General features: G+C 73.3%; 29 protein-coding genes. 10 read left to right on the top strand and 19 right to left on the bottom strand.

Going from position 1 to position 23,323, the window contains the following annotated elements:
• Positions 1-133 precede the first annotated feature (133 nt).
• Complete coding sequence (locus tag KMS84_RS29560; RefSeq protein ID WP_256919536.1) at positions 134-646, top strand: DinB family protein; 513 nt, start codon at positions 134-136, stop codon at positions 644-646.
• A gap of 158 nt (positions 647-804) precedes the next feature.
• Positions 805-1,272 (top strand): hypothetical protein, encoded by a 468-nt coding sequence (locus tag KMS84_RS29555; protein ID WP_256919535.1) that lies wholly within the window; start codon positions 805-807, stop codon positions 1,270-1,272.
• 49 nt (positions 1,273-1,321) lie between these two features.
• Here KMS84_RS29555 and KMS84_RS29550 read toward each other — a convergent pair whose 3' ends face one another.
• The 7 genes from KMS84_RS29550 to KMS84_RS29520 all read right to left on the bottom strand — a co-directional run bounded on the left by KMS84_RS29550 (position 1,322) and on the right by KMS84_RS29520 (position 7,485).
• Positions 1,322-1,852, bottom strand: a complete 531-nt coding sequence (locus KMS84_RS29550) for a hypothetical protein (protein WP_256919534.1) — start codon at positions 1,850-1,852, stop codon at positions 1,322-1,324.
• Positions 1,853-1,976: 124 nt separating this feature from the next.
• Positions 1,977-2,660, bottom strand: coding sequence for a uracil-DNA glycosylase (gene ung / locus KMS84_RS29545; protein ID WP_256919533.1), 684 nt, complete (start codon positions 2,658-2,660; stop codon positions 1,977-1,979).
• 111 nt (positions 2,661-2,771) lie between these two features.
• Positions 2,772-4,355, bottom strand: a complete 1,584-nt coding sequence (locus tag KMS84_RS29540; RefSeq protein WP_256919532.1) for an ABC transporter substrate-binding protein — start codon at positions 4,353-4,355, stop codon at positions 2,772-2,774.
• Positions 4,356-4,597: 242 nt separating this feature from the next.
• Positions 4,598-5,359: an SDR family oxidoreductase gene (locus KMS84_RS29535; protein ID WP_256919531.1), complete on the bottom strand. Its 762-nt coding sequence runs from the start codon at positions 5,357-5,359 to the stop codon at positions 4,598-4,600.
• Between the two features lie 30 nt (positions 5,360-5,389).
• Positions 5,390-6,151 carry a 3-oxoacyl-ACP reductase FabG gene (gene fabG, locus KMS84_RS29530; protein WP_256919530.1) on the bottom strand — a complete coding sequence of 254 codons (762 nt, stop codon included), beginning with the start codon at positions 6,149-6,151 and terminating at the stop codon, positions 5,390-5,392.
• A 165-nt stretch (positions 6,152-6,316) separates the two neighbouring features.
• A complete protein-coding gene (locus KMS84_RS29525; RefSeq protein ID WP_256919529.1) occupies positions 6,317-6,733 on the bottom strand; it encodes a DUF3037 domain-containing protein in 417 nt (138 codons plus the stop codon).
• Positions 6,730-7,485 carry a HipA family kinase gene (locus KMS84_RS29520; RefSeq protein WP_256919528.1) on the bottom strand — a complete coding sequence of 252 codons (756 nt, stop codon included), beginning with the start codon at positions 7,483-7,485 and terminating at the stop codon, positions 6,730-6,732. Before KMS84_RS29520 ends, KMS84_RS29525 begins: the two co-directional genes overlap by 4 nt.
• Positions 7,486-7,698: 213 nt before the next feature.
• Between KMS84_RS29520 and KMS84_RS29515 the strand changes: the two genes are divergently transcribed.
• On the top strand, positions 7,699-8,211 hold the full coding sequence (locus KMS84_RS29515) for a Rieske (2Fe-2S) protein (protein ID WP_256919527.1): 513 nt from the start codon (positions 7,699-7,701) through the stop codon (positions 8,209-8,211).
• On the opposite strand, the gene KMS84_RS29510 is transcribed toward KMS84_RS29515, so the two are convergent.
• Positions 8,198-8,860 (bottom strand): cysteine hydrolase family protein, encoded by a 663-nt coding sequence (locus KMS84_RS29510; RefSeq protein WP_256919526.1) that lies wholly within the window; start codon positions 8,858-8,860, stop codon positions 8,198-8,200. The genes KMS84_RS29515 and KMS84_RS29510 overlap by 14 nt on opposite strands.
• Positions 8,861-8,995: 135 nt before the next feature.
• On the opposite strand from KMS84_RS29510, the gene KMS84_RS29505 reads away from it, so the two are divergent.
• On the top strand, positions 8,996-9,463 hold the full coding sequence (locus tag KMS84_RS29505; RefSeq protein ID WP_256919525.1) for a pyridoxamine 5'-phosphate oxidase family protein: 468 nt from the start codon (positions 8,996-8,998) through the stop codon (positions 9,461-9,463).
• A 15-nt stretch (positions 9,464-9,478) separates the two neighbouring features.
• Here KMS84_RS29505 and KMS84_RS29500 read toward each other — a convergent pair whose 3' ends face one another.
• Positions 9,479-10,417, bottom strand: coding sequence for a LysR family transcriptional regulator (locus tag KMS84_RS29500; protein ID WP_256919524.1), 939 nt, complete (start codon positions 10,415-10,417; stop codon positions 9,479-9,481).
• Positions 10,418-10,491: 74 nt separating this feature from the next.
• Here KMS84_RS29500 and KMS84_RS29495 point away from each other — a divergent pair, with 74 nt between their 5' ends.
• Positions 10,492-11,430: a DMT family transporter gene (locus KMS84_RS29495; protein WP_256919523.1), complete on the top strand. Its 939-nt coding sequence runs from the start codon at positions 10,492-10,494 to the stop codon at positions 11,428-11,430.
• 88 nt (positions 11,431-11,518) lie between these two features.
• Here the strand turns inward: KMS84_RS29495 and KMS84_RS29490 are convergent, their stop codons facing one another.
• Entirely contained in the window at positions 11,519-12,850 is a 1,332-nt protein-coding gene (locus tag KMS84_RS29490) for an aminotransferase class I/II-fold pyridoxal phosphate-dependent enzyme (protein WP_256919522.1), read from the bottom strand.
• A gap of 35 nt (positions 12,851-12,885) precedes the next feature.
• On the opposite strand from KMS84_RS29490, the gene KMS84_RS29485 reads away from it, so the two are divergent.
• The 3 genes from KMS84_RS29485 to KMS84_RS29475 all read left to right on the top strand — a co-directional run bounded on the left by KMS84_RS29485 (position 12,886) and on the right by KMS84_RS29475 (position 15,095).
• The gene (locus tag KMS84_RS29485) at positions 12,886-13,566 is read left to right on the top strand and encodes a pyridoxamine 5'-phosphate oxidase family protein (protein ID WP_256919540.1); all 681 of its coding nucleotides are present in this window, start codon (positions 12,886-12,888) and stop codon (positions 13,564-13,566) included.
• On the top strand, positions 13,566-14,210 hold the full coding sequence (locus tag KMS84_RS29480; RefSeq protein WP_256919539.1) for an FMN-binding negative transcriptional regulator: 645 nt from the start codon (positions 13,566-13,568) through the stop codon (positions 14,208-14,210). Before KMS84_RS29485 ends, KMS84_RS29480 begins: the two co-directional genes overlap by 1 nt.
• A gap of 237 nt (positions 14,211-14,447) precedes the next feature.
• Positions 14,448-15,095, top strand: coding sequence for a dihydrofolate reductase family protein (locus KMS84_RS29475; protein ID WP_256919538.1), 648 nt, complete (start codon positions 14,448-14,450; stop codon positions 15,093-15,095).
• Positions 15,096-15,143: 48 nt separating this feature from the next.
• On the opposite strand, the gene KMS84_RS29470 is transcribed toward KMS84_RS29475, so the two are convergent.
• Together KMS84_RS29470 and KMS84_RS29465 are read right to left on the bottom strand one after the other, a co-directional pair.
• On the bottom strand, positions 15,144-16,172 hold the full coding sequence (locus tag KMS84_RS29470; RefSeq protein WP_256919521.1) for an EamA family transporter: 1,029 nt from the start codon (positions 16,170-16,172) through the stop codon (positions 15,144-15,146).
• A gap of 87 nt (positions 16,173-16,259) precedes the next feature.
• Positions 16,260-16,907, bottom strand: coding sequence for a Clp protease N-terminal domain-containing protein (locus KMS84_RS29465; RefSeq protein WP_256919520.1), 648 nt, complete (start codon positions 16,905-16,907; stop codon positions 16,260-16,262).
• Positions 16,908-17,211: 304 nt separating this feature from the next.
• Between KMS84_RS29465 and KMS84_RS29460 the strand changes: the two genes are divergently transcribed.
• The gene (locus KMS84_RS29460) at positions 17,212-17,640 is read left to right on the top strand and encodes a type II toxin-antitoxin system Rv0910 family toxin (RefSeq protein WP_256919519.1); all 429 of its coding nucleotides are present in this window, start codon (positions 17,212-17,214) and stop codon (positions 17,638-17,640) included.
• 130 nt (positions 17,641-17,770) lie between these two features.
• On the opposite strand, the gene KMS84_RS29455 is transcribed toward KMS84_RS29460, so the two are convergent.
• Complete coding sequence (locus KMS84_RS29455) at positions 17,771-18,412, bottom strand: PadR family transcriptional regulator (RefSeq protein ID WP_256919518.1); 642 nt, start codon at positions 18,410-18,412, stop codon at positions 17,771-17,773.
• A gap of 99 nt (positions 18,413-18,511) precedes the next feature.
• Here KMS84_RS29455 and KMS84_RS29450 point away from each other — a divergent pair, with 99 nt between their 5' ends.
• Positions 18,512-19,315, top strand: a complete 804-nt coding sequence (locus tag KMS84_RS29450; RefSeq protein ID WP_256919517.1) for an SDR family NAD(P)-dependent oxidoreductase — start codon at positions 18,512-18,514, stop codon at positions 19,313-19,315.
• Positions 19,316-19,408: 93 nt separating this feature from the next.
• Here the strand turns inward: KMS84_RS29450 and KMS84_RS29445 are convergent, their stop codons facing one another.
• The 6 genes from KMS84_RS29445 to KMS84_RS29420 form a co-directional block, all read right to left on the bottom strand.
• Positions 19,409-20,248 carry a class II glutamine amidotransferase gene (locus KMS84_RS29445; RefSeq protein WP_256919516.1) on the bottom strand — a complete coding sequence of 280 codons (840 nt, stop codon included), beginning with the start codon at positions 20,246-20,248 and terminating at the stop codon, positions 19,409-19,411.
• Between the two features lie 57 nt (positions 20,249-20,305).
• Entirely contained in the window at positions 20,306-20,740 is a 435-nt protein-coding gene (locus tag KMS84_RS29440; protein ID WP_256919515.1) for a DUF7144 family membrane protein, read from the bottom strand.
• Between the two features lie 110 nt (positions 20,741-20,850).
• Positions 20,851-21,282 carry an SHOCT domain-containing protein gene (locus KMS84_RS29435; protein WP_256919514.1) on the bottom strand — a complete coding sequence of 144 codons (432 nt, stop codon included), beginning with the start codon at positions 21,280-21,282 and terminating at the stop codon, positions 20,851-20,853.
• 235 nt (positions 21,283-21,517) lie between these two features.
• The gene (locus tag KMS84_RS29430) at positions 21,518-22,240 is read right to left on the bottom strand and encodes an HdeD family acid-resistance protein (protein WP_256919513.1); all 723 of its coding nucleotides are present in this window, start codon (positions 22,238-22,240) and stop codon (positions 21,518-21,520) included.
• A 90-nt stretch (positions 22,241-22,330) separates the two neighbouring features.
• Entirely contained in the window at positions 22,331-22,528 is a 198-nt protein-coding gene (locus tag KMS84_RS29425; RefSeq protein WP_256919512.1) for a DUF8691 family protein, read from the bottom strand.
• A 175-nt stretch (positions 22,529-22,703) separates the two neighbouring features.
• The gene (locus KMS84_RS29420) at positions 22,704-23,225 is read right to left on the bottom strand and encodes a hypothetical protein (RefSeq protein WP_256919537.1); all 522 of its coding nucleotides are present in this window, start codon (positions 23,223-23,225) and stop codon (positions 22,704-22,706) included.
• Positions 23,226-23,323 lie beyond the last annotated feature (98 nt).

The following is a 23,323-nucleotide window of genomic DNA, read 5'->3' as shown; positions in this document are numbered from 1 at the left end:
GGCGGGCAGGGGCCGCGGGCGCGCGGGCCCCGGGGGCGTTCCGGCGGCCGGCCGGCGGGCATCCTGTGCGGGCAACGCGCCCGCCGACGGAAAATACGTGGTGGGCCGGGCGGTCGCCGGACACCATGCGGGGATGACGACACCGCGCACCGAACCCGCCCAGAACGCCGACGAACGCACGATGCTGGAAGGCTGGCTGGACTACCACCGGCTGACTCTGGCGCACAAGTGCGAGGGGCTCACCGACGCCCAGCTGCGCACCGCGTCCGTGCCGCCGTCCGAACTGTCCCTGATGGGACTGGTGCGGCACATGGCGGACGTGGAACGCAGCTGGTTCCGCAGGGTGCTGGCGGGCGACGGCGCCGGGCCGCTCCACTACAGCGACGCGGACCCCGACGGCGAGTTCCACCTCACGGAAGGGGACACCTGGGCCGAGGCGTACGCCACGTGGCAGGCCGAGATCGAGACCGCCCGTCGGTACGCGGCCGGCTTCGCCCTGGACGACCTGTCGCGGGGCCCGAGCAGATTCACCGACGAGCCGTTCAGCCTGCGCTGGATCTACACCCACATGATCGAGGAGTACGCCCGCCACAACGGCCACGCCGACCTGATCCGCGAGCGGATCGACGGCGCCACCGGGGACTGACGCGCGCGGCCGCCGCGCCGCGCGCACCGGTCGGCGTGCGCGGGGGCGTCAGCACGGGCGGGGTCGCGCCCTTCGTACGAGGTAGGAGATCACCCGTGCGGGGCAACCTCCGCCCGTGTGCTCTTGCGCGGGCGGCCGGACCCAGCAGAGTGGCGCGGGTGCATCGAACGACGACTACCGCGACGCTCCTGGTCACCGTGGCCCTCTCGGCCCTGTCCGGCTGCGTGACCGTCCAGCGTCCGCCCGTGCCCGGTCCGGCCGCGGCGCCCTCCGAACCGTCCGTGCCGCGGCCGGACGGGCGGGCCGGGACCCAGGTCGTGCAGGCGCCGGTCCGGGAGGCGCTGGAGATGGCGGAGCCGTCCCGCGAGCGGGAACGGCGGCGAACGGCGCCGCGACCGGAGGCCACCGGGGAGCCGTCGACGCAGCCGCCGCCGTCCGGCCCGCGAGCGCAGGCCCCTCCGCCCGAGGCGCACCCGCGGCCGCACGAGCGGCCGCGCGTGGACCTCCAGGATGTGGAGGACGCGGTCCGTGGGAAGGCCGACGTCTGCGCCCTGGGCAGGAAGTACGGGGCCTGGCAGGGCGACAGCCCGGGGGCGGTGCTCTGCCGGCGGGCCGTCGGGCGGTGACCTCGACCGGGGCGACGGCCAAGGGGCGGCGGGCTGCCACCGGCCGCTCTCACCGGTCCCCTCTCCACTCCCCCTCCCCCAGGCGCAGCTCCATCCTGCTGATCGCCGCCCGCACCCCGTCGCCGTAGCTGTCGTCGCCCAGCGCGGCGGCCGCCCGGCGGGCCCGGCGCACATGGGAGCGGGCGGCCTCGGGGCGGCCGAGCTTCACGTAGTCCGCCGCCAGGTTGAGGTGGAGGGAGGGGAACAGCGCCCTCGCCTCGCAGGACGCCCGAGCGAGCGCGCCGCCCCGGGCCTCCTCCCCCGGACGCCCGCGCTCGCCCGCCGAGCCGTCGTGCTCCTGCGCCGCCGTCAGCGCCCGCAGATCCCAGGCCAGTTCGTCCGCCGGGTCGTCATGGGTGTCGGCGAGGTAGTGGGCGAGGGTGCAGCGGTGCAGTGCGTCGCCCTCCTCGCCGAGCTCCGTCCACAGGTCGAGGAGACGGCGGCGGGCCTCCTCGCGGTCTCCCCCGTGGTGCAGCATCACGACCTGCCCGATCCGCGTGAGCAGCGTGTCCGGCGTCGTCCGCCCCTGTCGCTCCGCCACCCTCGGCCTCCTTGCGTCGTTGCGACGACGCTAGCCGCCGACGCGGACGATCACGGTCAGGCGACGCCGGGCCGGGTCCCTCGGGAACCGGCCCGGCGGCGGCGCGGGGCCGCGGCGGCGCGGGTCAGGCCAGGTTCGGGACGGTCCAGTCGATCGGCTCGTGGCCCTGCTGCGCCACCGCCGCGTCGATCTGGGTGAAGGGGCGGGAGCCGAAGAACTTCTTCGCCGAGAGCGGCGAGGGGTGGGCGCCCTTGACCACGATGTGCCGTGTCTCGTCGATGAGGGGCAGTTTCTTCTGCGCGTAGTTGCCCCACAGCACGAACACCGCCGGGTCGGGCCGGTCGGCCACCGCGCGGATCACCGCGTCGGTGAACTTCTCCCAGCCCTTGCCCTTGTGCGAGTTCGCCTCCCCGGCGCGGACCGTGAGGACCGCGTTGAGCAGCAGGACGCCCTGCTGCGCCCACGGCATGAGGTACCCGTTGTCCGGGACGGGCGTGCCCAGCTCCGCGTGCATCTCCTTGTAGATGTTGCGCAGGGACGGCGGGATCTTCACCCCGGGCCGCACCGAGAAGCACAGGCCGTGTCCCTGGCCCTCGCCGTGGTACGGGTCCTGTCCGAGGACGAGCACCTTCACCCGCTCGTACGGCGTGGCGTCGAGCGCGGCGAACACCTCCTCGCGCGGAGGGTAGACGGGCCCCTTCGCCCGCTCCTCCTCGACGAACTCCGTCAGCTCCTTGAAGTAGGGCTGCTGCAGTTCGTCGCCCAGAACCCCGCGCCAGGACTCGGGCAGCATGGCGATGTCGGTCACGTCAACGTCCTTCGGTGTGCGGTCGCTTCGGATCACAGAACCTACAGGCGACCACTGACAACCCGGCCCCCGGCCGGGTGCCGGCCCGTTCCGCGACCGGCCCGTCGGCCCCTACCAGCTGGTCTTCCGCGAGAGCTCCCACACCATCATGATCGTCGACGGGTCCAGGGCGCGCTCCCCGCCCGAGACCTCCTCGGAGGAGGCGATGTACTGCTTGCCCTGCCACAGCGGCAGCAGCCGGGCGTCCCGGACGAGGATCTGCTGGGCCTCCTCGAAGTCCGTCGCCACCTCGGCGCGGTCGCTCTCCTGGCGGGAGTGCGGCAGCAGCACCTGCGTGATCTTCTTCGCCGGGTACGGCGTGCCCAGCGCGTTCTGCTCGCCGACGAAGGGGGCGATGAAGTTGTCGGGGTCGGGGAAGTCGGGGGCCCAGCCGCGTCCGAACACCGGGTACTCGCCGTTCTGGTAGCCGACGACGTAGGCGTTCCAGGGGCGGCTCTTGAGCGTGACCGAGAACAGGCCCGAGGCCTCGAGCTGGCGCTTGATCTCCTTGAACTCCACCGCCGTGTCGGAGCCGTAGCGGTCGGTGGTGTACCAGAGGGTGAGCGGCACGGTCTCGGTGATGCCGCCCTCGGTGAGGATCTTGCGCGCCTTGGTGGTGTCGGGGTCGCCGAAGGAGTCGAAGAAGCCGGTGGTGTGGCCGGTCAGCCCGGTCGGGACCATGGAGTACAGCGGGTCGACGGTGTCCTTGTAGACCTTGTGGGCGATCGCGGCCCGGTCGATGACCTGGGCGACGGCGCGGCGCACGGCCAGCTTGTCCGACCAGGAGTCCTTGGGGTTGAAGACCAGGTAGTTGATGTTGGTGGCGGCGCCCTCGACGAGTTGCAGCCCTTCGTTCTCGGCGCCCTTGCCCTCCAGGTCGACGATGTCGTCGGCGGCGAGCCCCTGGTAGGTGATGTCGATGTCCTTGGCCCGCAGGGCCTTGACCATGGCGCCGGAGTCCTGGAAGTAGCGGATGGTCACCGCGTCGTTCTTGCGCTCGGCGAGACCCTTGTAGCTGTCGTTGCGCACGAGGACGGACTGCTTGCCCTCCTGGTAGGAGTTCAGCCGGTAGGGCCCGGAGCCGACGATGCCGTCGCCCTTGCGCAGGGACTTGGCGGGGTAGTCGTCGGGGTCGACGACCGACATGCCGGGGGTGGCGAGCACGAACGGGAAGGTGGCGTCGGCCTTGTTGAGGCGGAAGAGCACCACGTCGTCGCCCTTGGTCTCGACGCTGTCCAGGCTGCCGAGCAGTCCGTTGGGGCCGGTGGGGGCGTTGATGGCCCGGATCCGGTCGATCGAGTACTTCACGGCCTTCGCGTCGAGGGCGTCGCCGTTGGAGAACGTGAGCCCGTCGCGCAGCTCGCACTTGTAGACGCGGCTGGTGCGGTCCGTGAACCCGCAGGACTTGGCGGCGTCCGGCTGCGGGGCCGTCGTGCCGTACGGGTAGCTCAGCAACGTCTGGTAGATGTTGCGGAACAGCTCCCAGGAGCCGTCCCACGCGGCCGCGGGGTCCAGTGTGCTGGGAGCACTGGTGGTGCCCACGACGATCGGCCCGGCGTCGTCGGAGCTCTCCTCCCCCAGGAGGCTGCACCCGGCCACCAGGGATATGGACACGATCGCCGCCATCTGCTGCAAGGATCGGTTCCGGTTGAACACGCGCACGCTCCTCGATCTGCCATGCCAAGGGTTGGCAGACCATACCGCAGCGCCAGGCGGCCTGAACCCGCGCCTGTACGGCGTTCTTGATCACTCTCGGTATGACGACGTTGTCATCCGCGTGGCCGAGGCGGGCATGTCCCGGTATACGACGACACGGGCGCCGTTTCCGTCGGGGAAACGGCGCCCGTGGACGCGGTTCTCATGGGGCGTCTTCCGGGCCGGCGCGCGGCCCGGGGGTCTCAGCCCACGCCGGCGTTGAGGAAGATGCCGCCGTCGACCACCAGGTTCTGGCCGGTGATCCAGGCCGACTGCTCCGAGGTCAGGAACGCGGCCGCGCCGCCGATGTCGGAGGGCACGCCCAGCCGGGCCATCGGGTAGGCCGCGGCCGCCTCCTCCTCCCGGCCCTCGTACAGGGCCTGGGCGAACTTGGTCTTCACCACGGCCGGGGCGATCGAGTTGACCCGCACGCGCGGCGCGTACTCGTGCGCCAGCTGCACGGTCAGGTTGATCATCGCGGCCTTGCTGATGCCGTACGCGCCGATGAAGGGGCTGGCCGACAGGCCCGCGACGGAGGCGATGTTGACGATCGCGCCGCCGTTCTCCTTCTGCCAGGCGTGCCAGGTGCGCTGCGCGAAGCCGAGCGCGGAGACCACGTTGGTCTCGAAGACCTTGCGGGCCACGTTCAGGTCCAGGTCGGCGATCGGTCCGAACACCGGGTTCGTGCCGGCGTTGTTGACCAGGAAGTCGACGCGGCCGAAGGCCTCCATCGTGCGCGCCACGGCGGCGGCCTGGTGCTCCTCGTCGTGCGCCTTGCCGGCGACGGCGATGACCCGGTCGGCGCCGAGCTGCTCGACGGCCTCCTTGAGGGCGTCCTCGCCCCGGCCGGTGATGCAGACCCGGTCGCCGCGGGCGACGAGCGCCTCGGCGACGCCGTAGCCGATGCCTCGGCTGGCGCCCGTGACGAGGGCGACCTTGCCGGAGAGTGCGGGCAGTTCAGTCATGTTCGTGATCCCCAGGGTCCTTGGCAGCGGTTAGTCGAGCGGTCCGCCGGCGACGTACAGCACCTGGCCGGAGACGAAGCCGGCGGCCTCGTCGGTGAAGAAGGCGATCGCGTTGGCGATGTCGTCGGGCTCGCCGACGCGGGCGACCGGGATCTGGGTGGCGGCCGCGGCCTTGAACTCCTCGAAGCCCATGCCGACGCGGGCGGCGGTGGCGGCGGTCATGTCGGTCGCGATGAAGCCGGGGGCGACGGCGTTGGCGGTGATGCCGAACTTGCCCAGCTCGATGGCCAGGGTCTTGGTGAAGCCCTGAAGACCGGCCTTGGCGGCCGAGTAGTTGGCCTGGCCGCGGTTGCCGAGCGCCGAGGACGAGGACAGGTTGACGACCCGTCCGAAGCCCGCGTCGACCATGTGCTTCTGGACGGCCTTGGTCATGAGGAACGAGCCGCGCAGGTGCACGTTGAGGACGGTGTCCCAGTCGGCCGCGCTCATCTTGAACAGCAGGTTGTCGCGGAGCACACCGGCGTTGTTGACGAGGATCGTCGGCGCGCCGAGCTCCTCGACGACCCGCGCGATCGCGGCTTCGACCTGGGCTTCGTCGGAGACGTCCGCGCCGATGGCGACGGCCCGGCCGCCGGCGGCGGTGATCTTCTCGACGGTGTCCTTGCAGGCGGCCTCGTCGAGGTCGACGACCGCGACCGCACGGCCCTCGGCCGCCAGTCGTACGGCGGTGGCCGCTCCGATGCCCCGCGCCGCGCCCGTGACTACGGCGACCCGCTGCTCAGTGGTGGACATTGCTGGTTCTCCTCGCCCTTGAGAAAGCCTGATGCGCCCGGAGCGCCGATCCGCCCGGGGCGGTGGTGCGCCCGACTGGTGAGCGACCGCTTAGTACCTTCGGCAGACGTGACGCTAGAAGCCCTGGCACCCGGTGTCAACGCCACACGTCGCCGGTGTGATCCATTACCTCACCAGCAGCTGGAGGAGCCGGTCCGTCTCGGCCGCCGGATCGGCGGTGAGCCCGGTGTGCACGGGGCCCGGCTGGACGATCGTCGAGCGGGGCGCGATCAGCCACCGGAAGCGCCGTCCGGCGTCGTCGTGCGCCGCCTGGCCGGCCGCGGCGCCGCCCGCGCAGACGCCCTCGACCGCGCGCAGGGCGGCCCGCACCCCCGCCACGTCCGCTTGCGGGTCCAGCGCCAGCAGCTTCGCCTCGTCGAGGTGGGTGCGGGCGCCGACGTAGTCCCGGCCCCGGCAGTAGACGAGCACACCGGCGTTGATGCACTCGCCGCGTTCCACGCGCGGGACGACGCGCAGCAGCGCGTACTCGAAGACGTCCCGGTCCCCGCCCTGACCCGGCCGGATGATGTGGCGGTCGTTCACTCGGTCCCCTTGATGCGGTCGTGGATGACGGCGGCGCGGGCCAGGAGCGGCGCCGCGTAGGCCTGCCGGAGGCTGTCCGGGGTGTCGAAGCCGGGCTCGTCGGTCAGCCAGACGTCCGGGATCTCGGCGGTGATCTCCGCGAGCAGGTCCGCGGTGACCAGCGGGGCCAGCCGCCGCGCCGCGGCCGCGACGTCGGGCCCGAAGGGGGCGAGGACGTGGTCGCCGGCGTCGTAGGGGCGGGCGGCGGAGGTCTCCGCGGTGGGCCAGTTGTGCTGCCAGATCATGGTGGCGCCGTGGTCGACGAGCCACAGGTCGCCGCGGTGCACCAGCAGGTTGGGGTTGCGCCAGGAGCGGTCGACGTTGTTCACCAGCGCGTCGAACCAGACGATCCGGCCGGCCTCCTCGGGGCTCACCGGAAAGGCGAGCGGATCGAAGCCGAGGGCGCCGGAGAGGAACTCCATGCCGAGGTTGGTCCCGCCGCTCGCCTTCAGCAACTCCTGCACCTGGCCGTCGGGTTCGCCGAGGCCCAGCAGGACGTCGAGCTCCACGGCCGCGAGCCGGGGCATGCGCAGACCGAGCCGCCGGGCCAGCTCGCCGCAGACCACCTCCGCGACGAGCGTCTTGCGGCCCTGTCCCGCGCCGGTGAACTTCAGGACGTACAGGCCGAGGTCGTCCGCCTCGACGAGCCCCGGCAGGGATCCGCCCTCGCGCAGGGGCGTGACATACCGGGTCGCGGTGACTTCCTTGAGCATCGGCCCAGGTTACTCGAGGGTCGCCGCAGGTGGCCGGGCCTGGGCCGATGCGCGGCCGACAGCTCGACGACAGCCGCGGCTCACGCCGTGCTCATGTCCGGACGGTCATCATCTCGGCACTGCCCGAACTCGGCGGAGGCGCTGAACACGGCGCGCCCCCGGCTCGTACCTCACGGCAGATCCACACTCCCCCCTGGAAGGGAACCCCCCAGCATGACCAGCGCATCGATCAAGTCCGCGTCGGGGCCCGCCCGCCGTACCGTCGTGGCCGCGGCCGGAGCCGCGGGGCTCTCCGTCGCGCTGACCGCGTGCGGAGGCTCCGACGACGACTCGTCGAGCTCCTCGTCGTCGGCCGGCGCCGCGGGTTCCGCGGGCGGCACGGCGGCCGCGAGCACGGGTGGCACGAGCGGCACGAGCGGCGGGGACAACGGGGCGGCGGGCGCGGCGCTCACGAAGACGGCCGACATCCCCGAGGGCGGCGGCAAGGTCTTCGGCTCCGAGAAGGTGGTCGTCACCCAGCCGACGGCGGGAACGTACAAGGCGTTCTCCGCGGTGTGCACCCACGCGGGCTGCGCCGTGAAGTCCATCAGCGACGGCGTGATCAACTGCCCCTGCCACAACAGCAACTTCTCGATCGCGGACGGCAGCGTGAAGAGCGGTCCCGCGCGCAAGCCGCTGCCCGAGGTGCCGATCAAGGTCAGCGGGGACTCGATCACCCTCGCCTGACGCGCGCCCGCTCCGGGGCGCCGCGCCGCAGGCAGTCCAGCACCTCGTCGGTGGTCGCGACCGTGGCGACCAGCGCGAGGGTGTGGCGGATCATCGCGGCGGTGTAGTCGGCGGGCACCCCGGCGACGGCGTCCGACGGCACGACGACCGTGTAGCCCCGGTTGACGGCGTCGAAGACGGTGTTGGGGATCGCGACGTTGGCGGAGACCCCGGTCACGATCAGGGTGCGGCAGCCGAGGTTGCGCAACAGGGCGTCCACGTCGGTGCCCTGCACGGGCGAGAGCCCGTGCAGCCGCCGGACGACGAGATCCTGCTCGGCGACCTCGATCGGAGGTGCGACACGGGTCGCGTCGGTCCCGGCGAGCTGCTGGACGGGAAGGCGTTCGGCGGCGCGGAACAGCCGGGCGTTGCGATTGGCGCCCCGGCCGTCGGGCCGGCGCTCCGCCACCGCGTGCACGATCTGGACGCCGTTCGCGCGGGCCGCCGTCACCAGCCGGGCGATGTTGGCGAGAGCCCCCGACTCCCGTGCCGCGGCGGCGAGTTGCGGCAGGGCGGCGGCCGGTCCGACGACGCCCTGCTGGCACTCCACCGTGAGGAGCACGGTCGCGGCGGGGTCGAGCGGGTCGCCGAGCTCTTCGTGCGACGGCATGGTCTCCCCCTGACGTCGGTGTGGGGCGGGCGACACTAACCGCCATTGCGCGGAGAGGGAAGAAGACCCATCATTTTCTGACGAGGTCTCAGAAATTCAGCACAGGACGACACAAGAGATGAATGAGGGGGCCGGATGACCGTCACGCAGCGTCGGGGCCGGAAGATCATGATGACCTCGGGCGAACTGGACGCGTTCCTCACCGTCCAGCGCACCTGCCGGGTCGCGACCGTGTCCACCGACGGCGCCCCGCACGTCAGCGCCCTGTGGTTCCTCTGGGACGGGAACGCGCTCTGGCTGTACTCGGTCGTGCGCAGCAAGCGCTGGGCCGATCTGCGCCGCGACCCCCGGGTCGCGATCGTGATCGACACGGGCGAGGAGTACGACACCCTGCGCGGGGTCGAGCTCTCCGGCGCCGTGGAGTTCGTCGGCGAGATCCCGCGCACCGGTGAGCTGTGCGCCGAACTCGACGCGGTGGAGACGCTGTTCGCGCGCAAGAACTTCGGCCTCGACGCGATGCCGCACGACGGGCGGCACGCCTGGCTGCGGCTGAAGCCGGAGAAGGTCGTGTCCTGGGACTTCCGCAAGCTCGGCGGGGCGTGACCCGGCAGGCGCGCCTCATTGCGTCCGTTCCCGCGTCGGCTCGCCCGCCGTCCGCCCCAGCGCCAGGCCCGCCGTCTTGAGCGCCTCCACGGCCGCCCGGATGGACGGACGACGGTCGGCGTCCGCCCGCCACACCGCGTACACATGACGGCGCACCCGCTGCCGCAGCGGGACCGTCACGACCCCGTCGGGCACCGGGTGCCGTCCGAGCAGCGGGGCGATGCACACGCCCAGCCCGGCCGCCACCAGGCCGAGCTGGGTGTGGGTCTCGGCCGCCCGGTGCCCGACGATCGGCTCGACGCCCCGCGAGCGCAGCGTGAACATGAGCCACTCGTGGCAGAACTCGCCCTCGCCCCAGGTGATCCACTCGTCCTCGGCGAACTCCGCGAGGTCCACCTCGTCCCGGTGGGCGAGGGGGTGTCCGGCCGGCATCGCGACGTCGGCGGGGTCGTCGAGGATGGGCGCCTTGACCAGGCCGTCCGGCACCGGCATCGGCTTGTTGTACCAGTCCAGGACGACGGCGAGGTCGAGGTCGCCGCGCACGACGCCGGCGATGCCGCGTTCCGGCTCCAGCTCGCACGAACGCAGCCGTAGCGCCGGGTGCGCCTTGCGGAGACCGGCGAGCACGCCGGGGAACAGCCCGCGTGCGGCGGTCGGGAACGCCGACAGCCTCAGTTCCCCCGCCACCTGGCCGCGCTGGGCCTCCAGATCGGCCTGGGCCAGCTCGACCTGGGAGAGGATCCGGGACGTGTGCTCGGCGAGGAGCCGCCCCGCGTCCGTCAGCCGCACCCCCCGCCCGTGCTTGGCGAGGAGTCGCTGGCCCACCTCCCGCTCCAGCTTCGCCATCTGCTGGGAGACGGCCGACGTGGTGATGTGCAGCCCCAGGGCCGCCGCGCTGACCGATCCGTGCCGGGCGAGGGCGTCGAGGGTGCGCAGGCGCTCCAGATTCAACATGTAAGCGATGCTACGAGGTACTGCGCGAATATTCTCGATTGTGCTACGAGAACCTCCTCCCGCATGGTGGAGCCATGACCACGGCGACCGCACCCGCTCCGACCCTCACCTCCCCGCCCGCCGGCGCCCCCCGGCGCCCCGCCCTCGACTGGCGTCTGCGTTTCGGCGCGCTGTCGCTGATCTGGGGTTTCAGCTTCCTGCTCATCAAGGTGGGCACCGGCGGCTACGCGCCCTTCCAGGTCACCTTCGGCAGGCTGGCGTTCGGGACGGCCGTGCTGGCGGTCGCGATGGCGGTCCAGCGCGAGCGGCTCCCGCGCGGGGCGCGCACCTGGGCGCATCTGACCGTGTCCGCGTTCCTGCTCAACGCCCTGCCGTTCTCCCTCTTCGCCTACGCGGAACTGACGATCCCGTCCACCCTGGCCGGCATCTGCAACGCGACCTCGCCGCTGTGGGGCATGGCCCTGTCCCTCGTCGCGTTCTCCGAGGACCGGCCGACCCGGCTGCGGGTCGCGGGGCTGGGCCTCGGGTTCCTGGGCGTGCTGACCGTGCTCGGCGCGTGGCAGGGCTTCCACGGCCTGGACGCCCGGGGAACGACGCTGGCGCTGCTCGCCTCGCTCAGCTACCCGGTCGGGTGGATCTACCTCCGGCGCACGCTGGCGGGGACCGGTTCCTCCGCCCTGTCGATGACCGGCGCGCAGCTGTTCCTGGCCACCGTGCAACTCGCCGTGGTCACCCCGTTGTTCACCACGCTGCCGACCCGGTTCCCGCTGCTGCCGCTGCTCGCGACGGCCGCACTGGGGGCGCTGGGCACGGGCCTGGCCCTGCTGATCCAGTACGGCCTGGTGGCGGAGGTCGGCCCGACGACGGCCCAGATGGTCACGTACTTCATCCCGGTCATCGCCACGGCGGCGGGCGTCGCCCTGCTGGGCGAGCCGCTGAGCTGGTCGACGCCGGTCGGCGCGGCGATCGTCCTGGCGGGCGCGGCCCTGACCCAGGTGCGCCGCCGGTCCTGACCCGCGCGATGCGGGTGCGGACCGGGCCCGGGCGGGACAGGTCCGTGCGCGGCGGCGCCGCCGGGAGCGGCCCCGCGCGCCGTCGGCGTCAGACGTATCGACGCACGCCGCCCACCCGGACCGCGGCGGCGACCGCGTCCGCGAGCCCGTCGATCTCGTCGTGCGTCAGGGCGGACACGGTGATCCGGATCCCGGGCGGGGACTCGACGCGGAACCGCGCACCGGGGGCGACCGCCCAGCCCGCCTGTAGCAGGCGGGCCACGGCCCCCGTCTCGTCCGGCACCGGGACCCACACGTTCACTCCGCTGCGGCCGCGCGCCCGGACCCCGCGGGCGGCCAGTGCGGCGATCAGCGCGTCCCGCCGGCCGCCGTACGCCCGGGCCACCTCCCGCGGGTCCACCGCGCCGTCGGTCCACAGCCGCAGCACGGCGCGCTGGGTGATCCGGCTGACCCAGCCGGGGCCCAGGCGCTGCCGTCCGCTCACCCGGTCGAGGGTGACGTCGTCCCCGGCGAGGACGGCGAACCGCAGGTCCGGCCCGTAGGCCTTGGCGGCCGAGCGGACGAAGGCCCAGTGCCGGGTGACTCCCGCGAGGGGATGCAGGGGCAGGTCGACGATGTGGTGGCCGTGGTCGTCCTCGACGAGCAGGGTGTCCGGATGCTCCCGCAGCACGGCGCGCAGGGCACGCGCGCGGGGGCCGCTGACCGCCGCACCGGTCGGGTTCTGCGCCCGGTCGGTGACGATCAGGGCGCGCGCGCCGGCCTCCAGCGCCCGGCGCACGTCCTGGGGCAGGGGGCCCTCGTCGTCCAGGCCGACCGGCACGGTGCGCAGTCCGAGGGCCGGCACCAGGTCGAGCAGGGAGCCCCAGCCGGGATCCTCGACGGCCACGACGTCGCCCGGCCGCAGGTGGGCGGCGAGGACCCGTTCGATCGCGTCGAGCGAGCCGGAGGCCACGGCCGGCGACCCGGCCGGTACGCCGTCCGCCGCCAGACCGGCGCGGACCAGCTCGGCCAGCCCGGGTTCCACGGGCGCGTGACCGTACAGCACCGGCTCCCGGTCGCCCTGGGCGGCCGCCCAGGCGAACGCCGGGGCCAGCGCCGGCAGGAGCGCCGTGTCCGGATTGCCGGAGGACGCGTCCCGCACGCCCTGCGGGACGTCCACGCCGATGAACTCGCGCCCGGTCGTGGCGGGCTTCGCGCGCACCCGGCTGCCCCGTCGGCCGTCCGTCTCGATCACCCCCCGCTCGCGCAGGGTGCGGTAGGCGGCCGCGACGGTGTTCGGGTTGACGCCCAGCGCGGTGGCCAACTCCCGCATGGGCGGCAGAAGTCGCCCCGGACGAAGCTCGCCGGAGCCGACCGCCGCCTCGACGCTCGCGGAAATCTCTGCTGCTCTACGCCCTTGGATCGGATAGTCTCCTAGCACAAAACCAATTATGCACTAGTGCAATGGAGAACGCCATGCAGGGGCCCCAGCAGCCGACGCCGCCCGCCGCCTACACCCCGACCGAGCGCACCGTCCCCACCCGGGCGGCGCAGAAGGCGTCGTACGACCGGGACCTGGTGCACTCGATACTCGACGAGGGCTACGTCTGCCACCTCGGCTTCGTCCGCGACGGCGCGCCGGTCGTGCTGCCCACGCTCTACGCCCGGGTCGGCGAGACGCTGTACGTGCACGGCTCGACGGGCTCGCGGCCGCTGCGGATGACGGGCCAGGCGGACCCGGGGCTGCCGGTCTGTCTGACGGTGACGCACGTCGACGGTCTGGTGCTGGCCCGCTCGGCCTTCCACCACTCGATCAACTACCGCTCGGTGGTGGTGCACGGCACCGCGTACGACGTGACGGACCCGCAGGAGAAGCGCGACGCCCTCGACGCCCTCGTCGACCACGTCGTCCCGGGCCGGGCGGCCGACGCGCGCCCCGCCAACCGCAAGGAGCTCGCGGCGACCGCGGTGATCCGCCTCGACCTCGGCGAGGTCTCGGCCAAGACCCGCACCGGAGGCGTGAACGACGAGCCCGAGGACCTCGCCCTCCCCCACTGGGCCGGCGTCCTCCCGCTGCGCAAGGGTTACGACGCCCCCGTCCCGGAGGCCGACCTCGCGCCCGGCGCCCGGGTCCCCGACTACCTCGCGGCGCTGTGATGCTCGTCCACCCCTGGGACGCGCCCCACGACGACGCCGAGTGGCGGGACTGGCTGGCCGCGCACGACTTCGGCGAACTGGCCGTCAACGGTCTGCCGGGCGAGCCGCCGTCCGTGCAGCCCCTGCACTTCGCCTACGACCCCGACGACGACACCGCCGTCACGCACCTCGCCCGCCCCAACCCGCTGTGGCCCGCGCTGGAGGCGAACCCGGCGGTGACGCTGAGCGTGGTCGGCGACTACGTCTTCGTGCCCGGCCCCTGGCAGGCGCCACCCGGCGCCCCGGCCGAGCACGGCACCCCGACGAGCTTCTACACGGCGGTCCAGCTGCGCTGCACGGCGCACATCGTGGACGACCCGGCGGCCAAGGCCGACCTGCTCGTCCGCCAGATGGCGCACTTCCAGCCGGAAGGGGGCTCCGCGCGGCCGGCGCCGGGCGAGGCGCCGTACGGCCGCCTGCTCTCCGGCATCCGGGGGATCCGGCTCGAGGTGACCTCCGTGGAGGCCAAGTTCAAGTACGCGGCGCACCGGCCGGCCGAGACCCAGGACCGCATCGCCGCGGGCCTGGCGACCCGCGGCGCACCGGGCGACGCGGCGGCCCGCGAGCACCTGCTGCGCCGCCGCACGACGCGACCGCGGCGGTGACCGGGCGGCCGGGGGTCCGGTGAACCGCCGACCGGCCCGCTCGGGCCCGGGCCCGGGCCCGCCGTCCGGCCGACCGCCTCCGCGCGACGCGTGCCGCGGGGACGCCGCAGGACACGGCCTCGCGGACGCCCCCGGAAATACCTCACGCGCCGTTGTCGATCCGGCCGGTTCCCGTTCGACATCCTGATGTAGGACGCATCGCCACACCAGGAGGCGACAGAACCGATGAGGACACCCGTGGATCAGCTGCTGCGCGTGCAGAACTTCACCATCTCGAGCGACGGCGTCGCGGCCGGCGAGGACCAGAGTCTGGAACGGCCCTTCGGCCACCACATCGATCCGGGCAAGCTCTTCGCCTGGGCCGGGGCCACCGCGAGCTGGCCCAACCGCAGCGAGCCCGGGGGCAGCCGGGGCCTCGACGACTACTTCACCCGGGACTTCGGCCACAACATCGGCGCCGAGATCATGGGCCGCAACAAGTTCGGACCCCAGCGCGGCCCGTGGACCGACGAGGCATGGCAGGGGTGGTGGGGCGACGAGCCGCCCTTCCACACACCGGTCTTCGTCCTGACCCACCACCGGCGTCCGTCGTTCACGCTGTCCGACACCACGTTCCACTTCGTGGACGGCGACCCCGCCTCCGTGCTCGCGCAGGCGCGCGAGGCCGCCCGGGGCAAGGACGTACGGCTCGGCGGGGGCGTGACCACGGTCAGGGAGTTCCTCGACGCCGACCTCGTCGACACCCTGCACATCGTGGTCTCACCGGTGAAGCTCGGGTCGGGGCTCCGCCTCTGGGACTCGCCCGACGAGCTGCTGGACCGCTTCCACATGGACGTCGTGCCCAGCCCGAGCGGGGTGACGCACCACCTCTTCTGGCGCAGGTGACGAGCGGCGCACTCGGCCGGGCCGGGTCCGCCGGGTCCGCCTAGCGCGCTAGCGCGGTGAGCCCTTCGGGTCGCCGCGCCGGGCGGCCGTCGCGTCGGCCGGCAGCCCCCGTTCGGGGCCGCCGGCGGCGACCGGTTCCGGCGAGCCCTTGGCGGGCGCGGACGACTGGGCGATGAACGCGCCGAGGAGCACCACCGCCCCGCCGGCGATCTGCGGGGCCGAGAGGTGCTCGCCGAGCAGCACCCATGCCAGGACCGTCGCGACGACCGCCTCGAGACAGGCCACCACCCCGGCGACCTGCGGGGAGAGCCGACGCACGGAGACGACCCCGGTGACGTACGCGACGACCGTCGCGAGCAGCACGATCCACACGAGCAGCAGCCAGGAGGGGACCTCGGCGCCGTTCATGCCCGCGGTGTGCGCGAGGACGGACCAGTCCATGCCCCAGGGCCGGGCGACCGCGGTCAGCACGACGGCGCCGACGAGAAGGCCGTAGGCGATCACCCCGAGCGGGTCGGGGACGTCCTCGCCGCCGTCGCTGCCCTGGTCGGAGAGGACGAAGTAGCCGACCTGGCAGCAGGCGGCCGCCAGCGCGAGCAGCAGGCCGAACGCGTCGAAGCCCAGGCCCGCCCAGATCTCGACCACACAGGCAAGGCCGCCCACCGCCAGCACGACGCCGAGCGCGGCGGCCCGGGTCACCGGCCGCCGCTGCACGAAGCGCACCCAGCCCAGCACCAGGGCGGGCGCGAGGTACTCCACGAGGAGCGCCACACCGACGGGGATCCGGGATATCGCGGCGAAGTAGAACGCCTGGACCCCGGCGACGCCGAGCAGGCCGAAGCCGGCGAGCAGCGCGGGCCGGCCGCGCAGCAGCGCACGATGGCGCACGGCGAGCGGCAGCATCACCAGCGCCGCGCCGGTCACCCGCAGCCACACCACGTGCAGCGGGTCGAGGCCCGCCTCGATCAGCGGCTTGGCCGCGACCCCGGACCCGCCGAAGGCGAGGGCCGACCAGAGAGCGAGAGAGAGGCCGATGCCCCTTCCGCGGTCGGCCCGGCTGTTCACAGAGATGGACACCGCCTCATGATGACAGGCGATGACATGAGCGTCATCCCCGTTGACACCTGTCTCATCGGCTGGACGCGAGCGGCGGGCCCGGTCGTTTCAGCAGGCGGGCGAGCCGCCTTCGAGACACCCCTCGCGCTCCTGGAGGCCGTCCTCGATCCCCGCCCGCAGCGCGTACGGGTCGACGCCGACGTGGGTGAGGACCTCGACCGCCCGGGCCCGCGGGTCCGCGACCATCGCCGCGAGCAGGTCGACGCCCCGGGCCGGAGCACCGGTGCGCCGCGCGGACTCCTCGCACGCCCGCTCCATGGCGGCCGCGGCCAGCGGCGACAGTCCTTCGACAGCCGTCACGGCGGCCGCTCCGAAGGCGGCCGCTCCGACGGTGGCCGCGCCCCGCGGCGCCGCGGACGTCCGGGCCGGCGGATCTGCGGCCGTCACGGCGGGCGGCGCGCCGGAGTCCTCGACACCGCTCTGCCAGCGCAGTCCGTAGCCGATGCTGCGCTGGACGAGGTAGCCGAGCAGCCGGGCGAGCTGGGGGCCGCCGCCGAAGGCGGCGCGGACCAGGGGGTCGTGCTCCAGGAGCGAGTGCAGCAGATGGGCGGTGTCGACCTGCCGGTCCCCGTCCCGCAGCGCCCGGCGGCGGGCGGCGGCGAGCGCCGCCGTGGCCTCGGCGCCGAGCCCGGGGACGTCGCCCGGGCCGTGGGCCGCCCGGTCACGGGGGGACTGCCGGGGGATACGGGGTTGCACGCCGCCCATCCCATCAGCCGCCGCCGGGTGCGGTCGTCCCCGCAGGGAAGCATCTTCGCGTCCCACGCGAAGCGGAGTCGGGCCGCCCGGGTCTCCTCCTCACGGAGGAGATCAGGCCCTTTCCCCCGACGGGCGGCGCGCCGCCTTGCCCCACACTCCTCACGTAGGCGCACGGGTGGATGCCCCGGCGAACGTGCTGCCCGCCGACACTTCCTGACGGTTCGTCAGTATTGAATGTTCGGCCGTCCGGAGCTACGTTCCGCGACACCGCAGCCGGAGCTGCCCGACACGAAGAGGTGGTCGCATGGCCGAAGTCAGCGCGGAGGCACGCATCCAGGCGCCGGCCGAGAAGGTGTGGGCCCAGCTCACCGACTGGCCGGCCTACGGGGAGTGGAACGCGACGCACACCAGCTTCCCCAAGGGCGGCCCCGCGACCCTCGAACCCGGGGCGACCTTCCTGGAGAACATGAAGCTGATGGGCTTCCCCGCGGAGGTCGAGTGGACCGTGGCGGAACTGGAGCCGGCCCGGGTCCTCGCCATCCGCGGCAAGGGGCCGATGGCCGTGTCCGTGGCCACGCGCTACACCCTGACCCCGGACGGCGACGCCACGACCGTCCGCATCGACGGCGAGTTCACCGGCGCGGCCGTGTCGCTGATGGCGGGCAAGCTCAAGGACTCGGGCACGGCCGCGCTGAACGAGTCGCTGCGCAAGCTGGGCGCGCTGGTGACCTGAGCCCCTCGCCGCCGCGGCCGACGCCGGAACGCGTGAGCGGCGCCGGATACGCGAAGGCGCCCCGCGGTCGGTTCCGCGGGGCGCCTTCGCGGCCGTACGGCCCGCTCGCACGGGCTCAGCCCTCGTCGGCTCAGCCCTCGTCGGCGAGGATCAGGTACAGCTTCTTGCGGGCCTCGTTGACGACCGCGAGGGCCTTCTCCCGCTGCTCCTTGCTGCCGGTCTTCCAGACCTGGCCGAAGGCTTCCATCAGTCCGAAGCCGGCCTGGCGGATCTCGCCGAGCGCCTCCCAGTCGACCCCGCGCGAGGCCTCCTCCCAGGGGGCGTCCGGGCCCGCTTCGGCTGCCGTGCGGCCTTCCTCGGTGAGCGAGAACAGCTTCTTGCCGCCGTCGCTCTCACTGCTGATCAGCCCCTCGTCCTCCAGCAGCTGAAGGGTCGGGTACACCGAGCCCGGACTGGGCTTCCACGCCCCGCCGCTGCGTTCGGCGATCTCCTGGATCATCTCGTAGCCGTGCATGGGCCGGTCCGTGAGCAGGGCCAGGATCGAGGCCCGTACGTCACCGCGCCGCGCCCTCCCCCTGGGCCCGCCACGCCCTCGTCCGCCCCAGGGGCCCGGACCGAAGCCCGGACCGCCGAAGCCGAAGCCCGGTCCGCCCTGACCGCCGGGGCCACCCGGCCCGAAGGGCCCGAAAGCCGCGCGCCGCCCGTCGAAACCGCCTCGGCCGCGCCGGGAGCCGTCGTGTCCATGTCCACGCTCGAATCCGTGGGTACGCATCGCACACCACTCCTTCATTCCATCGTTGATCTGTCGCGATGCGTCAACGATATATCGGTGAACTTCGCTTGGCAAGGCCCCGCCGTCTAGGGTCGGGACATGACATCCCCGCAGGCCTCGCGCGGCCCCTCGACCGCCTATCTCTCCGAGCTGTTCTCGCTGGACGGAAGGATCGCCCTGGTGACGGGCGGCAGTTCCGGCATCGGCCGCGCCATCGCGGGCGCGCTCGCCCGGGCGGGGGCGAGCGTGGTGATCGTGGCGCGCCGCGAGGCGGAGCTGGCGGCGACGGTCGACGAGCTGACGGCGGACGGCTGCCGGGCGGCCTGGGTGAGCGGCGACCTGGGCAGCCGCGACGGGGTGCGCACCGCGGCGGAGCGGGCGGCCGAGGTCTACGGAGAGCCCGACATCCTGGTCAACTGCGCCGGGATCAACCTGCGCCCGCCGATGGACGAGCTGGACGAGACGGTGTGGGACGCCACCATGAGCGTGAACCTGGAGGCGCCCTATCTGCTGGGCCGGCGCTTCGGACCCGGCATGGCCGAGCGGGGTTTCGGACGGATCATCCACATCACCTCGCAGCAGGCGCACCGGGCGTTCGTCCGCAGCGGCGCCTACGGAGTCTCCAAGGGCGCCCTGGAGTCGCTGGCCCGCTCCCAGGCCGAGGCCTGGTCGCCCCACGGCGTCACCTGCAACACCCTGGTGCCCGGGTTCGTCATGACCCCGCTCAACACACGGCTCTCGTCCGACCCCGAGAAGGTGGCGGCCCTGGCGGCGCGCACGATGGTCGGCCGCAACGGCCTCGCGGAGGACTTCGCCGGGGCGGCGGTGTTCCTGGCCGGCCGGGCCTCCGGCTACGTCACCGGGCAGGCGATCTTCGTGGACGGCGGGTTCTCCGTCCACTGAACCGCCGTCCACCGAGCCGCCGTCGGCCGAGCGGTCGTCGAGCGGGGCTGCCGTCCGCCGGGCCGGACCGGCCGCGGGCCGTGCCGGTGCGCGCTACCCGGCCAGCGGGACGAACTCCAGGATCTCGTCACCGCCCGGCTGGACGACGCCGTACGTGTTCTCGGGCACCTCGTTCCACGCTCCGGGCAGGTCGCCCAGGGGCTCGGAGACGATGAGCCGGGTCTCGTCGGAGACCTCGCGCAGGAACGCCATGTCGGGATGGAGCTCCCGCAGGGTCTCCACCCGGGTGCTGTAGAAGAGCGAGCGCGAGGCGCCCTGGCTGGAGTAGCGGAACGCCCACAGCCGCACCCCGTCGGTCACGGCGACCGTCATCTGCATCGGGAACTCCACGCCGTGCGCGCGCCCGACCCGTTCCACCAGGCCCACCATCCGGGCGACCGCGCCCGGCGGGTCCTCCTCCAGGCCGAAGGTGAGGGCCAGGAAGAACATCAGCTCGGAGTCCGTGGACCCCTCGATGTCGGGGAAGAGCAGCGGGTCGACGGCGAGCGCGAGATCCCGGCGGATGCGGTGGAAGTCGGCGATCGCGCCGTTGTGCATCCACATCCAGCGGCCGTGCCGGAACGGATGGGAGTTGGTCTGCTGCACCGCCGTGCCGGTCGAGGCCCGGATGTGGGCGAAGAACAGCGACGAACGCACATGGCCGGCGATCTCCCGCAGGTTGCGGTTGCTCCAGGCCGGGCCGATCTCCCGGACGACCGCCGGGGTCCCGGCCGCCCCGTCGGCCGCGTACCAGCCGACGCCGAAGCCGTCGCCGTTCGTCGTCTCCACGCCCATCTTGGAGTGCAGGCTCTGGTCGATCAGCGAGTGCGCGGGACGGTAGAGAATCGTTTCGAGCAGGATGGGGGTGCCCGAGTAGGCGAGCCAACGGCACATCTGCGCCGCCTTCCTGGCAGGGCCGGACGTCCGACCGGCGGGTGGGGGCGGACAGGGTCAGCCGGCGAACCTGTCGGGCTTGACCACGCACAGGGCCCAGATGACGAACGCGGAGAAGGCGATCATCACCACGGACCAGACCGGGTAGTACGGCAGGGAGAGGAAGTTGCCGACGACGATCAGCGCGGCGATGGCCACCCCCGCCACCCGTGCCCACATCGCGCCCGAGAACAGTCCCAGGCCCACGACGACGGCGACCGCACCCAGGGCGAGGTGGATCCAGCCCCAGCCGGTGACGTCGAACCGGAACACGTACTGCCGGGTCGACAGGAAGATGTCGTCCTCGGCGATCCCCATGACGCCGCGGAAGAGGTCCAGCACCCCGGTGAGCAGGAGCGTGACGGCGGCGAAGGCCGTCAGGCCCCCGGCCCAGGCCTGCCGGGTCGCATCCTGTTCGGCGGTCGGGGTGTGACTGCTGTGCGTCTCGGTCATGCCGATGCCTCGCTTCGTCGTCGTTCACGGACCGTCCGCGGGACCCGGAGCCCGGCGGACCCGGCCGCCGGCGGGCCGCCGGGTCCGCCCGATCGCCGTGGACGGCCGGCTCAGCGGCCGGAACCGCTCAGCACCATCTGCTTCGCCTTGGCGAACTCCTCGTCCGTGATGTCGCCGCGGGCACGGATCTCGGAGAGCCTGGCGAGTTCGTCGACGCTGCTGGAGGAGCCGCCGGAGCCCTGGGCCGTCTCGCGGATGTAGCTGTCGAAGGCTTTCTGCTGCTCACGCGCCTGCGAGGCCTCCCGGCGTCCCATGTCCTTGCCGCGGGCGACCACGTAGACGAACACGCCGAGGAAGGGCAGGAGGACGCAGAAGGCCAGCCAGCCGGCCTTGGCCCAGCCGCTGAGGTGGTCGTCGCGCAGGACGTCGACGACGACCCGGAACAGCAGGACGAACCACATGATCCACAGGAAGAACACCAGCATGGTCCAGAAGGCGCTCAGCAGCGGATAGTCGTACGCGAGGTAGGTGTCCCCACTCATCTCTTTCCTCCGTTCCGGGCTCTCGCCCGACAACCCGGCATGGCGTCGCATGCCGTTCCCAGCCTGCGCCGGACCCTCCCGGCCGGCCTCACCCGGGAGGGGTGAAGCCCGAGGGGGTGCGGACCGCGGGGGTGACGCCGGAAGGGGTGAGCCCCGGCCGCTCCGGCGTCACGCGGGGACACGCGGGCACGTGGACACACGGGGACACACGGGCGACGGGTGCCGGGCCCGCGCGTCAGAAGTCGCCTGCGCGGTCGCGGACGTCCCCGTCCCGGCCCGGAATCCCTTCCCGCTCCCGTTCGGCGGCGCCGGCCCTGCGCAGCGCCGCCCGCCAGGCGAACGCGACGGCCGCCTCCACCAGGGCGAGCAGGACGAGCCACAGTCCGAGCAGCCGGGTCAGCGCCCGGGCCGACTCGGTGGGCAGGGCGAGCACGACGATCCCCGCGACGACGGCCAGCGCCGCGGCGCCGAGCACGACGCCCCGGTGGGGCATGTCCTTGGCGGCCAGGGCCGTGAAGAGCGTCACGATGCCGGACACCAGCCACAGCACGCCGACGATCAGCGACAGCGCGGCGATCGTCTGGAGCGGGTTGCGCAGGCACAGCACCCCGGCCACCACGTACAGCACCGACAGCAGCAGCCCGGTCACCCGGGCGCCGCCGTCCTCCCCGGCGAAGGACGCCACGAACCGGAACAGCCCGGTCGCCAGCAGGTACAGGCCGATGAGGACCGCGAGGACGTGCAGGGTCTCGTCGGGCCAGACCAGGATCAGGATCCCCGGCACGAACGTGACGACCGCCGAACCGAGGATCCACGTCCAGGAGCGCCCGAGCACGGCCAGCGCGGCGGCGGGATCGGCGCCCGCCGTCCCGAGGCCGGGACGCGGTGCGTCGGACGGCCGGGGGCCGGGCCCCGGGGGCGGCGCGGGCGGCGGTGGGGAACCGGGCGACACGCTCATGACTCCTCCTCGTGTCCTCGCGACCTCGCGTCCGCACGATGTCGCGACGTCGTGTCCCCGCCGCGGGCGAGGACCTCGTCCCCGGGGACGTCACTGCGGCAGCTGGCGCATCTCCATGACCCGCAGCCCCAGGGACTGGCAGCGGGCCAGCAGTCCGTACAGGTGGGCCTCGTCGACGACCTGCCCGAACAGCACGGTCTGGCCGGACATGACCACATGGTCCAGCTCCGGGAAGGCCTCGGTCAGCGCCTCCGAAAGCTGTCCTTCGACGCGGATCTCGTAGCGCATGAGCTGCTCCCGGGACGGCCTGGGACAGGCGGACTGCGCCCTTACCGCGATCCTCCGTCCCCCACCGGCCCGTGGCCTCACCCGCTGAAGGTGATAGCCGCACGACGGCGCGACGACAGCGGGACGACGGCCGCACTGGCCGTGGACCGGGCCCGCCGCGACGGACCGGCGGGGGTCAGTGCGTGACCAGCAGTTTGAACGCGATGATCAACAACCCGAGCACGAGGTTCACCGAGGTGGTGACCGTGACCAGCCGCCACGACGCCCCGGCGCGCCGGGCCCCCGCCGCCGACCAGCCGACCTGGCCCGCGACGGCGACCGCGAGCGCGAACCACAGGGTGCCGGACAGGTCGAGGCCCAGCAGCGGGCTGACGGCCACGGCGACGGCCGGCGGGACCGCGGCCTTGACGATCGGCCACTCCTCGCGGCACACCTGCACGACGACCGGCCGCTCCAGCCGCCGCTGCGCCAGCCGCGCCCCGAACAGGTGGGCGTGCACATGGCCGACCCAGAACACGACCCCGGTGAGCAGGAGCAGCGCGACGAGCTCCAGCCGGGGCATCGACCCCAGGGTGCCCGCGCCGACCACCACGGAGGCGGCGAGCATGGACCCGTAGACGGCGCCGGTGTAGTCGGCGGCGGCCCTGCGCTCCTCGGCCCGTGTCCGGCGCCGTGTGCCGCGCTCGGTCCTGGACATGACGGCCTCCCTCGGCGGGTCGGGACGTTCCGGGCCGGTCGGCCGGGTGGGCGGACCGGTCAGGGGGACGTGGACGGGGAGGGGGGCGGTCCGGTCGG

This window comes from Streptomyces hilarionis, from assembly GCF_024539675.1.
Lineage (GTDB): Bacteria > Actinomycetota > Actinomycetes > Streptomycetales > Streptomycetaceae > Streptomyces > Streptomyces hilarionis.
The sequence above is the reverse complement of the archived record's forward strand: the minus strand, read 5'-3'. Positions and strand labels throughout refer to the sequence as shown.

Bases quoted from the DNA above. Each gene is read 5' to 3' on its own strand.
- KMS84_RS29445 (WP_256919516.1), bottom strand. From the start codon at position 20,248: ATGTGCCGTTGGCTCGCCTACTCGGGCACCCCCATCCTGCTCGAAACG.
- fabG (WP_256919530.1), bottom strand. From the start codon at position 6,151: ATGTCCACCACTGAGCAGCGGGTCGCCGTAGTCACGGGCGCGGCGCGG.
- KMS84_RS29455 (WP_256919518.1), bottom strand. From the start codon at position 18,412: ATGCGTACCCACGGATTCGAGCGTGGACATGGACACGACGGCTCCCGG.
- KMS84_RS29425 (WP_256919512.1), bottom strand. From the start codon at position 22,528: ATGCGCTACGAGATCCGCGTCGAAGGACAGCTTTCGGAGGCGCTGACC.
- KMS84_RS29560 (WP_256919536.1), top strand. From the start codon at position 134: ATGACGACACCGCGCACCGAACCCGCCCAGAACGCCGACGAACGCACG.
- KMS84_RS29485 (WP_256919540.1), top strand. From the start codon at position 12,886: ATGCAGGGGCCCCAGCAGCCGACGCCGCCCGCCGCCTACACCCCGACC.
- KMS84_RS29495 (WP_256919523.1), top strand. From the start codon at position 10,492: ATGACCACGGCGACCGCACCCGCTCCGACCCTCACCTCCCCGCCCGCC.
- KMS84_RS29450 (WP_256919517.1), top strand. From the start codon at position 18,512: ATGACATCCCCGCAGGCCTCGCGCGGCCCCTCGACCGCCTATCTCTCC.
- KMS84_RS29460 (WP_256919519.1), top strand. From the start codon at position 17,212: ATGGCCGAAGTCAGCGCGGAGGCACGCATCCAGGCGCCGGCCGAGAAG.
- KMS84_RS29435 (WP_256919514.1), bottom strand. From the start codon at position 21,282: ATGAGTGGGGACACCTACCTCGCGTACGACTATCCGCTGCTGAGCGCC.
- KMS84_RS29430 (WP_256919513.1), bottom strand. From the start codon at position 22,240: ATGAGCGTGTCGCCCGGTTCCCCACCGCCGCCCGCGCCGCCCCCGGGG.
- KMS84_RS29535 (WP_256919531.1), bottom strand. From the start codon at position 5,359: ATGACTGAACTGCCCGCACTCTCCGGCAAGGTCGCCCTCGTCACGGGC.
- KMS84_RS29510 (WP_256919526.1), bottom strand. From the start codon at position 8,860: ATGCCGTCGCACGAAGAGCTCGGCGACCCGCTCGACCCCGCCGCGACC.
- KMS84_RS29520 (WP_256919528.1), bottom strand. From the start codon at position 7,485: ATGCTCAAGGAAGTCACCGCGACCCGGTATGTCACGCCCCTGCGCGAG.
- KMS84_RS29480 (WP_256919539.1), top strand. From the start codon at position 13,566: ATGCTCGTCCACCCCTGGGACGCGCCCCACGACGACGCCGAGTGGCGG.
- KMS84_RS29440 (WP_256919515.1), bottom strand. From the start codon at position 20,740: ATGACCGAGACGCACAGCAGTCACACCCCGACCGCCGAACAGGATGCG.
- KMS84_RS29420 (WP_256919537.1), bottom strand. From the start codon at position 23,225: ATGTCCAGGACCGAGCGCGGCACACGGCGCCGGACACGGGCCGAGGAG.
- KMS84_RS29515 (WP_256919527.1), top strand. From the start codon at position 7,699: ATGACCAGCGCATCGATCAAGTCCGCGTCGGGGCCCGCCCGCCGTACC.
- KMS84_RS29505 (WP_256919525.1), top strand. From the start codon at position 8,996: ATGACCGTCACGCAGCGTCGGGGCCGGAAGATCATGATGACCTCGGGC.
- KMS84_RS29500 (WP_256919524.1), bottom strand. From the start codon at position 10,417: ATGTTGAATCTGGAGCGCCTGCGCACCCTCGACGCCCTCGCCCGGCAC.